This window comes from Mycobacterium sp. 1245852.3, from assembly GCF_001669335.1.
Classification (GTDB): Bacteria; Actinomycetota; Actinomycetes; order Mycobacteriales; family Mycobacteriaceae; genus Mycobacterium; species Mycobacterium europaeum_A.
In genome coordinates, this window is the sequence record NZ_LZLL01000582.1 from 1 (window position 1) to 5,628 (window position 5,628).

Consider the following 5,628-nt stretch of genomic DNA (forward strand, 5'->3'; position numbering starts at 1 on the left):
CCGGCGTCAGGGAGATCACCGCGGCGGCGCCGGCGGCGTACCCGGCGATCTTGAAGAGGTAGAACAGATAGACCGCGTAGGGCGAACCGAAGCCGTGTTCGACCCAATGCCGGGTCATGATCTGGCGCCTCGTCGAACGCGGCAGGCTGAGCCACGTCTGCGGGTCGACGTCGGGAAACTCTGGAGCCATGAATCCCATGGGCGGCCTCGTTCCTGTCTAGAAACCAGCTGGCCCATTGAATGTATCGGCACCGCCACGCGGGTGCGCCGCATTGTGCGCCTCAGCGCTGCGCGTCACCACCCGATCAACCGCCCAACGGCGAGAACTGTTGCGGGAAGCGGTGATTCAGCGCAGGCCTGGCGCGGACCGGCGAGCCACCGGGCGTGCCTGCGGCGCGGCCGCACCCGCCGTCCGGCGGACGAACCGGCGCTGCAGTTTGTCGATCAGCGCGTCCAGGGTCCGCCGATCCTGCTCGGCGATGCGCGCCAGACGGCGGTAGTTCGCCACGGCGTCCAGGTCGCCCCGCGCCTCCGCCGTGCCGATTTTGCGCTGATACTCGTCGATGCGCTGATCGATGAGGCCGCGCCGGCCGGCGAGCAGTCGGACGAAGTAATCGGCCTGCAGCTCGTCCGCGGTGCCCGGCGCGGCGAGCGCACCGGCGGCCGGTGCGGGCCGTGACGTTTCCTGACCCGGGCGGGCTGATTCCGCGCGGACCGCGGCGGGGTGGGCGCGGCGCCCGCGCCGGTCCCGGGTGCCGGCCGATCTGCGGGTGGCACTCGAGCGGGCGCCACGCTCGTGAGACAGACCGGCTACGTCCATCGGGTCCCCTTTACTCGAGGATTACTTAGGGCGCCGTAACAATAGCGCCCCGACCCGGCCCACACCATATGCCCGGTTGCGCAATGGGCGAAACACCGTGACAGCAACCGAGGCCCGGTCGCTACCATCGAGGGACTCGACTCGGCGAAGCGGCCCAGTGCGAGCGTCAAGGAGGGAACGTGACCGACAACGGCAACCCCGACGGCGGGGATATCGGCAAATTCGACCCCGGCTTGACCCAGCGCCTGATGGCGGTGATGCGCCCCGTTCTCAAGACCTATTTCCGGTCCGAGGTGCACGGACTGGAGGCGTTCCCGCCCGGTGGAGCCCTGGTGGTCGGCAACCACTCCGGCGGCATGTTCCCGATGGACGTTCCGATCTTCAGCGTCCACTTCTACGACAAACTCGGCTACGACCGGCCGGTCTACACGCTGAGCCACGACATCCTGATGACCGGACCCACCGCGGAATTCTTCCGGCGCACCGGATACATCAGGGCCAATCGGGAGAACGCGGCAGCGGCGCTGCGTTCCGGCGGGGTGGTGATCGTGTTCCCCGGCGGCGACTACGACGCCTACCGGCCCACCCTGTCGGAGAACGTCATCGACTTCAACGGCCGCAAGGGCTACATCCGCACGGCGATCGAAGCCGGCGTGCCCATCGTGCCGGCGGTGTCGATCGGCGGGCAGGAGACGCAGTTCTATTTGACCCGCGGCACCTGGCTGGCCGAGCGGCTGGGCATTAAACGCTTGCTGCGCAGCGCGATTCTGCCGTTGTCGTTCGGCTTCCCCTTCGGCCTGAGTGCGGTCATTCCGCCGAATTTGCCGCTGCCCACCAAGATCGTGACGCAGGTGCTCCCGCCCATCGACATCGCCAAGCAGTTCGGTGACGACCCGGATGTGGACGAGGTCGACGAGCATGTGCGGTCGGTGATGCAGGACGCCCTGACCGAACTCGCCGCCAAGCGTCGCTTCCCGATCCTGGGCTGAACCATGGCGAATCCACTGAGCGAGACCCTGGGCCTGGTCAGCACGCTGAGCCGCGCCGGCATGATCGCGCCGATGCGGCCCGACCGCTACTTCAAGATGGCGGCGGCCATGCGCCGCGAAGGCATGGGCATGACGGTGGGCTTCGCCAGCGCGGCGCAGCGCTGCCCGGACCGTCCCGGCCTGATCGACGAACTCGGCACGCTGACCTGGCGCGAGCTCGACGAACGGATCAACGCGTTCGGCGCCGCGCTGGAACACTTGCCCGCGGGTCAGCCGAAAGTCGTGGGCATCATGTGCCGCAACCACCGCGGCTTCGTGGAGGCGGTGGTGGCCACCAACCGGATCGGCTCCGACGTCGTGCTGCTCAACACGTCGTTCGCCGGGCCGGCGCTTGCCGAGGTGGTCAACCGCGAGGGCGTCGACGCCGTGGTCTACGACGAGGAATTCACCCCAACCGTGGACCGCGCGCTGGCCGACAGGCCGAACGCCAGCCGCATCGTGGCCTGGACCGACGGGCAACACGAGCTCACCGTCGAGAAGCTGATCGCCGAGTACGCCGGGCAACGGCCCCAGCGGTCGGGCCGCAAGGGCAGGATGATCCTGCTTACCTCCGGCACCACCGGAACTCCCAAGGGCGCCAACCAAACCGGTGGCAACGCCGGAATCGGCACGCTCAAGGCGATTTTGGACCGCACGCCGTGGCGGGCCGAGGAGAAGATCGTGATCGTGGCGCCGATGTTCCACGCCTGGGGGTTCTCTCAGTTGATCTTCGCCGCGTCCATGGCCTGCACGGTGATCACCCGGCGCAAGTTTGACCCCGAGGCCACGCTGGACCTCATCGACCGCCATCAGGCGACCGGGCTCGCCGTGGTGCCGGTGATGTTCGACCGCATCATGGAGCTGCCCGCCGAGGTGCGGCGCCGCTACAGCGGGCGGTCGCTGCGGTTCGCCGCGGCATCGGGTTCGCGGATGCGACCGGACGTGGTCATCGCGTTCATGGACGCGTTCGGCGACGTGATCTACAACAACTACAACGCCACCGAGGCCGGCATGATCGCGACCGCCACCCCGGAGGACCTGCGGGCCGCGCCCGACACCGCGGGCCGGCCCGCCGGCGGGACTGAAATCCGGATCCTGGACCCGGAATTCAACGAACTGCCCACCGGTGAGGTCGGCAGCATCTACGTGCGCAACAACACCCAGTTCGAGGGCTACACCTCGGGGAGTACCAAGGACTTTCACGCCGGGTTCATGTCGTCGGGCGACGTGGGATACCTCGACGAGGCGGGGCGCCTGTTCGTCGTCGGCCGCGACGACGAAATGATCGTCTCCGGCGGCGAGAACGTGTACCCGATCGAGGTGGAGAAAACGCTGGCGGCGCATCCCGACGTGGCGGAGGCGGCGGTGATCGGCGTCGACGACGAACAATACGGGCAGCGGCTGGCGGCCTTCGTGGTGCTCGAGCCCGGCGCCGCGCTCGACGCGGGCGCCGCGCCCGAGGCGCTCAAGCAGCACGTGCGGGAGAACCTGGCCAACTACAAGATCCCGCGCGAGATCACGGTGCTGGACGAACTTCCCCGCGGCAGCACCGGCAAGATCCTGCGCGCCGATTTGCAAGCGCGGGTGACCGGCTGATGCGGCTCGCCCGGACCCTGCGGAAACCCCGGCCACTCGCGCGGGCCGCGCTCGAATTGGCCAACGCCGCCAACGGATTACGCCCGCTGGCCCGCAAGGGCTACAGCACCGTCCTGGTTTTCTGGTTCGGCTGGCCGGCCTCCGAGGTGCCGGGCGTGTACTTCTCCGCCTCGCTGCTCGATGCGCTGCGGCGGGGGCGGCGCGGCGATTTCGCGGGGCGGCGCGGCAAGGCGGCGCTGGCGCTGACGGCGGCGTCCTGGGCCATCCTGGCGGTGATCAAGTACCGGGGGGTCACCACCCCGGGCCCGGTGCTGGAGGCCGGGCTGCGCGAGGAACTCGGCGACGACTACGAAGAGGCGCTGGCCAAGCTGCCCCAGACGGAACCGCGGCGCAGCGGGCGGCGCATGCTGCCACTGGGCAACACCGTGGCCCGCCGCCGGTACGTCCAGAAGACCAACGTGGTGTCCTACGGTCCCCACGGCCGCGCGAACCTCGCCGACATCTGGCGCCGCCACGACCTGCCGCGCGACGGCAAGGCGCCGGTGCTGCTGCAGGTGCCCGGCGGCGCCTGGGTGATCGGCATGCGCCGCCCCCAGGCCTATCCGCTGATGAGCCACCTGGCCGCCCGCGGCTGGGTGTGCGTGTCGATCGGCTACCGGGTGTCGCCGCGGCACACCTGGCCCGACCACATCGTCGACGTCAAACGGGCGTTGGCGTGGGTCAAGGAGAACATCTCCCGTTACGGCGGGGATCCCAACTTCGTGGCGATCACCGGCGGATCCGCGGGCGGCCACCTGTGTTCGCTGGCCGCCCTGACGCCCAACGACCCGAAGTTCCAGCCGGGGTTCGAGGACGCCGACACCTCGGTGGTCGCCGCGGTGCCGGTGTACGGGCGCTACGACTGGTTCTCCACCGAGGGCGAGGGCCGGCGCGAATTCGTCGACCTGCTCCAAAAGTTCGTCGTCAAAAAGAAATTCACCACCCACCGCGACATCTACGTCGATGCCTCACCGATCCGGCGGCTGCGCGCCGACGCGCCGCCGTTCTTCGTGTTGCACGGCCACGACGATTCGCTCATCCCGGTCGGTGAGGCCGAGGAGTTCGTCGAGGAACTGCGCGCGGTATCCAAGAACCCGGTCGCCTACGCCGAATTGCCGCATGCCCAGCACGCTTTCGACATCTTCAGCTCGCCGCGGGCGCATCGGTCCGCGGAGGCCGTTGCGCGATTCCTGTCGTGGGTGTACGCGACGAACCCGCCCGAGCGCGACTGAGAGCGCTCTGCCGCCGCCCGCGGGCGATATTCCGGATACCGAAAGCGCATATCGAAACCACTTGTGCCACTGTGGTTTCAGCAGTCTCTCGGCTCCGATTTTTGTCGGTGGGCATCGCTAGTTTGGCGGTGTGAGTGAGGAGCAGGATGTCGAGGCGGCGTTCGACGCGCTCGATGCCGCCTGGGATCGCGTGTGCGCGCTGAACGTCGACGCGCTGAAGCCCCGCCAACAGTTGGCGGTGTTGGCGCGCTGCGAAAAGCAGCGCCGGCGCATCCCAGCCGTCGAGCACCCCGTGATCAATGCCCTGGCCCGCCAAGCACCCTCGGTCGAACTCGGCGCCACAGCAGTCCAGGCCATCGCCGAGGCGACCCTGATCAGCCGCGCCGAAGCCGCCCGCCGCCTCAACGAGGCACGCGATCTGGGCCCGCGCCACGGCCTGACCGGCGAACCGCTGGGCCCGATGCTGCCCGCCACCGCCGCCGGACAACGCCGGGGCGAGCTGGGTACGGGCCAGGTGGCGGTGATCCGCAAGTTCTACCACCAGCTACCCGGCTGGATCGACATGCCCACCCGCGAACAGGCCGAAGCGCGATTGGCCGCCGAGGGCAGCCGGTTTCGCCCCGAACAACTCGCCGGGCTGGCCCGCACCCTGGCCGACTGCCTCAACCCCGACGGCACCTACACCGACGACGACCGGGCCCGCCAACGCGGCCTGACCCTGGGCAATCAGCAACCCGACGGCATGTCGGCGCTGCGCGGCTGGCTCACCCCCGAAGCCCGCGCCACCCTGGAAGCCGTCCTAGCCAAACTCGCCGCCCCCGGCATGTGCAACCCCGACGACGACACCCCCTGTGTGGACGGCGCACCCACCCAAGACGCCATCGACCACGACCCACGCTCGGCCAGCCAACGC

6 protein-coding genes are annotated in these 5,628 nt (G+C 69.2%); 4 read left to right on the forward strand and 2 right to left on the reverse strand.

The window, feature by feature from the left end:
* Both A9W96_RS27110 and A9W96_RS27115 read right to left on the reverse strand, forming a co-directional pair.
* A partial coding sequence (locus tag A9W96_RS27110) for a DUF3556 domain-containing protein (protein ID WP_197499671.1) occupies nucleotides 1-199 on the reverse strand: 199 nt, incomplete at its 3' end.
* Between the two features lie 147 nt (nucleotides 200-346).
* The gene (locus A9W96_RS27115) at nucleotides 347-820 is read right to left on the reverse strand and encodes a hypothetical protein (RefSeq protein ID WP_231999924.1); all 474 of its coding nucleotides are present in this window, start codon (nucleotides 818-820) and stop codon (nucleotides 347-349) included.
* 248 nt (nucleotides 821-1,068) lie between these two features.
* On the opposite strand from A9W96_RS27115, the gene A9W96_RS27120 reads away from it, so the two are divergent.
* The 4 genes from A9W96_RS27120 to A9W96_RS27135 form a co-directional block, all read left to right on the forward strand.
* Nucleotides 1,069-1,809 carry a lysophospholipid acyltransferase family protein gene (locus tag A9W96_RS27120; protein ID WP_231997706.1) on the forward strand — a complete coding sequence of 247 codons (741 nt, stop codon included), beginning with the start codon at nucleotides 1,069-1,071 and terminating at the stop codon, nucleotides 1,807-1,809.
* Between the two features lie 3 nt (nucleotides 1,810-1,812).
* Complete coding sequence (fadD12, locus tag A9W96_RS27125) at nucleotides 1,813-3,444, forward strand: acyl-CoA ligase FadD12 (protein WP_067144379.1); 1,632 nt, start codon at nucleotides 1,813-1,815, stop codon at nucleotides 3,442-3,444.
* Nucleotides 3,444-4,715 carry an alpha/beta hydrolase gene (locus tag A9W96_RS27130; protein WP_067144380.1) on the forward strand — a complete coding sequence of 424 codons (1,272 nt, stop codon included), beginning with the start codon at nucleotides 3,444-3,446 and terminating at the stop codon, nucleotides 4,713-4,715. The genes fadD12 and A9W96_RS27130 overlap by 1 nt, the downstream gene beginning before the upstream one ends.
* A gap of 130 nt (nucleotides 4,716-4,845) precedes the next feature.
* The coding region (locus A9W96_RS27135) for a DUF222 domain-containing protein (protein WP_156765435.1) at nucleotides 4,846-5,628 on the forward strand (783 nt) is incomplete at its 3' end.

Bases quoted from the DNA above. Each gene is read 5' to 3' on its own strand.
- fadD12 (WP_067144379.1), top strand. From the start codon at position 1,813: ATGGCGAATCCACTGAGCGAGACCCTGGGCCTGGTCAGCACGCTGAGC.
- A9W96_RS27120 (WP_231997706.1), top strand. From the start codon at position 1,069: ATGGCGGTGATGCGCCCCGTTCTCAAGACCTATTTCCGGTCCGAGGTG.
- A9W96_RS27130 (WP_067144380.1), top strand. From the start codon at position 3,444: ATGCGGCTCGCCCGGACCCTGCGGAAACCCCGGCCACTCGCGCGGGCC.
- A9W96_RS27115 (WP_231999924.1), bottom strand. From the start codon at position 820: ATGGACGTAGCCGGTCTGTCTCACGAGCGTGGCGCCCGCTCGAGTGCC.